3 protein-coding genes, 1 tRNA gene and 1 other annotated feature are annotated in these 3116 nt (G+C 30.9%); of the genes, 3 read left to right on the top strand and 1 reads right to left on the bottom strand.

The window, feature by feature from the left end; all coding sequences use genetic code 11:
- Positions 1-448: 448 nt before the first annotated feature.
- The 3 genes from J2Z80_RS14835 to J2Z80_RS14825 all read left to right on the top strand — a co-directional run bounded on the left by J2Z80_RS14835 (position 449) and on the right by J2Z80_RS14825 (position 1681).
- Positions 449-524 (top strand) — tRNA-Thr (locus J2Z80_RS14835).
- Between the two features lie 164 nt (positions 525-688).
- On the top strand, positions 689-898 hold the full coding sequence (locus J2Z80_RS14830) for a YgaP family membrane protein (protein ID WP_303263281.1): 210 nt from the start codon (positions 689-691) through the stop codon (positions 896-898).
- 111 nt (positions 899-1009) lie between these two features.
- Entirely contained in the window at positions 1010-1681 is a 672-nt protein-coding gene (locus tag J2Z80_RS14825; RefSeq protein ID WP_209455067.1) for a hypothetical protein, read from the top strand.
- Positions 1682-1771: 90 nt separating this feature from the next.
- Here the strand turns inward: J2Z80_RS14825 and J2Z80_RS14820 are convergent, their stop codons facing one another.
- A complete protein-coding gene (locus J2Z80_RS14820; RefSeq protein ID WP_209455066.1) occupies positions 1772-2821 on the bottom strand; it encodes a DUF1646 family protein in 1050 nt (349 codons plus the stop codon).
- A gap of 72 nt (positions 2822-2893) precedes the next feature.
- Positions 2894-2950 (bottom strand) — a sequence feature (sodium ion sensor (DUF1646 type); this cis-regulatory element may regulate processes involved in with the transportation of sodium ions).
- Positions 2951-3116: the final 166 nt, after the last annotated feature.

Genomic DNA, 3116 nt, shown 5'->3' with positions numbered 1-3116 from the left:
GTGCAATCTGAAATAGATTGCATGCGCAATTGGAGAAAGAAAAAAACAAATGAAAAAGAAAAAATACTAATTGTTGCAGAAGAAAAATACTATGCTATATATGGCATTAATGAAATAATGGATATCTTAGGCATTACACAAAGATACAAAATATAGCAAAATTTAAAATAGTGTATAAACTGTGATTACGAATAAATTTTTTTTGGCATACAATACGTATGTCTATTAATGCTGCCCAAAAATATTAAAATACATATCATTTTTTTAGGTCATATAAATTCTTATCTAACAATTTGAACATTATTTTCATTTATATACTAATTTTATTTTATGAGGAATATAATACTAAAGCTTATAGCAACTTTATAGATAAAAATTTCTCAAAAAAGTGTTGACAGAGTGAAACTTACCCGGTATAATATATAACTGTCAGGGCGATAAAAAAGATGCTGGCGTAGCTCAATCGGCAGAGCAGCTGACTTGTAATCAGCAGGTTGAAGGTTCGATTCCTTTCGCCAGCTCCATACATAAAGCATATTAGAGGGTATCGAGAAAAAGTCGATACTTTTTTTGCGTTTGAAAATATTAAAAGAAGACAAAAATTTTATTTGTTTTTTCTAATATTTGGATTATAATTATAATTAGGATGATAAAAAATCATCTAAATTCAATTGAAGGAGGTGTTAGTGTGAAATCCAATATAGGCACAGTAGACAAAATCATAAGATACGTAATTGGAATAATTTTGTTATGCTTGTTGTTTTTCTTAAAAGGCAATGCCAGATATTGGGGACTTCTTGGACTAATACCTATTCTTACAGCTGCATTTGGTTACTGTCCTTTGTATAAAATTTTCGGGATTAGTACAGTTAAAAAAGATAATAAGTCTGAAAAGTAAAGCAATTAATTAAAATATTAAAAGAATGTTTTTTATATGAGAGTGAGTGTAAGTCCTCACCCTCTATTTTTTATAATAGATTATAATAATTCAAAAGCGAAAGGTGAGACAATGGATAAGGTCTATTTGGAGCGATATGAGTCTTTAGGTTATGCCCGCTATATATGTACATCATGTTATCATTGTACTAGCAAAATGGGTGTAAGCTACTGCAGCATAAAAATGCGGGGCTGTTGTTCATATTTTCCAAAGTTTGAGCTGATAGATATACACAGAATGGTTAAGTCGGCCGAAGGCTTACAAGTGTTAAAAAGGATAATCGATAATCCTGGAACAGTTGTATATAATTACTATATACATGCAAAAGGGTATTTTGACAAAGATGGTTATGAAGAGTATTTAAAAAAAGCACCAGAAGAAGATGATATTAGAGACAAGACAATATTTTTTAGAGCTTGTCCATTTGTTAAAAGTGGATATGGGTGCACTTTGCCGCCAGTTTATCGCAATTACGTCTGTAATTTTTTTATTTGCCATGAGGTTATGAATAATGTGGATGACGAAGAAGTTAAAAATCAGTATATAAGAGAGCGTTCAAGGTTTGTAAGATGGGCTGAGTGGGAAAATATGTCCCTTGAAGGCATTTTAGCTAAGCATCACCTGAATCTTCGCGATGATTTCGATGGAAGTATAAAACTTTTACAGGAAATACCACTGGATATTTTTGAATTTCCTCAGTTAAAAGAGTTAAATGTTATAAACATTGATGAAAAAGATGCTTAATAACATGATAAATTTAGCAGGTTTAAGGTATGCTCATAAATTGCATACCTTAATGTTTTATTAGTCAATGTGCATCCATATGTGTCTCGATTATATAAAAACTATAAAATAAAATACTATTAAAGTTATCAAGGAAATAGGGATTCCTATTTTAGCCCATTCGCGACTTTTTATTTCTAGCTTGCCTGCTGATATTATATTAGGTATATTTCCAGGGATCAACATGCCACCGCTTATTAAAAGCCCCATGAGAATTGCACGTATATGCTCTGGATCCATGGCAGGGCTTATTTCTGCTGCAGCCAATGTTGCATTATCTAAAACTGCTGAAATCATGTTTATCCAGTATAAAATACGAACATCCATATGCATTATATAATTATCAACAAGAGGTTTAAATCCTGCGCTTAAAAGCTCTAAAGCCAGCAAGAAAATGAAGATTTTAATAGAGCGTATCAATATATAACGAAAGCTTTCTATTTTTCTTATTTCTTTTTCTTCTTCAAAATATTCTTCATCTTGATTTGTGGTTAAATCTTTTGTGGATTTATTAACGTAAAAAGCTCCTAAAATCCCTATTACAATGATACTTGGTATAATGTATATGCCAATCGTTCTTAAAAGGTAGAAAAAGTCTGCTTTTAAAGCTGAAACTACCAAAGTTGATAGAGGCTCTCCTATAGGTGTTAAAGCAGCTCCTAAGCCGATGGAAAAGCACGCGACGACAGTTATGACTATTTTATCTTTGTGACGTATTGGCAGAATATGAACTATTTCAACTAACACTAATGAAGCTACTATTGCAGTAATTATGCTGGATGTCAATCCTAAAACAACAATTAGTATGAATACAAATATCTTTAATGATATGTGATTTAAAGCTAATTTTACTGCTTTCTTGATTTTATCTTTAAAAAATTCAAATAGAAGGCCACTTACAAAGACTGCGGCTGTTATAAAGTACACAAGATGATTTTTTAATATATGCGAGATTAGTTCCCATGATATTGTACCAGATACAGTAACCGCTAAAATCCCCATAACAAAAAGGAAGTATTCAATGTTGTCTTCTACAGGCTTTATAAAAAAAGGTACTGCCAATATCACTATTAATATTGCAAATAAGATAGCATTAACCATTATTAATCACCCTTCTCTATTTTATCCAAATGTCATAAAAATAAAAAGGCAGAAAACTCATCACAAATGATGAGCTTCCCACCCTGGAAGCCAAAAATTCTTGAAGCAAGCTATAAAACCTGTTCAACCGCAAAAACATTATTAAACTATATAGAATTTTATCACAAAAATTTTATTAAATCAAGTGAGAGGGATAAAGTGTTTGTGTCAAGTAGTTGTTGGCAAATTTTTTTCTTCAAATTTTATTCACATAATGTTTAATGTATTGTGAATTTTCATGCAATTGTTTTTACTC

Source organism: Thermoanaerobacterium butyriciformans (genome assembly GCF_017874545.1).
GTDB lineage: Bacteria > Bacillota > Thermoanaerobacteria > Thermoanaerobacterales > Thermoanaerobacteraceae > Thermoanaerobacterium > Thermoanaerobacterium butyriciformans.
The sequence above is the reverse complement of the archived record's forward strand: the minus strand, read 5'-3'. Positions and strand labels throughout refer to the sequence as shown.

Bases quoted from the DNA above. Each gene is read 5' to 3' on its own strand.
- J2Z80_RS14825 (WP_209455067.1), top strand. From the start codon at position 1,010: ATGGATAAGGTCTATTTGGAGCGATATGAGTCTTTAGGTTATGCCCGC.
- J2Z80_RS14820 (WP_209455066.1), bottom strand. From the start codon at position 2,821: ATGGTTAATGCTATCTTATTTGCAATATTAATAGTGATATTGGCAGTA.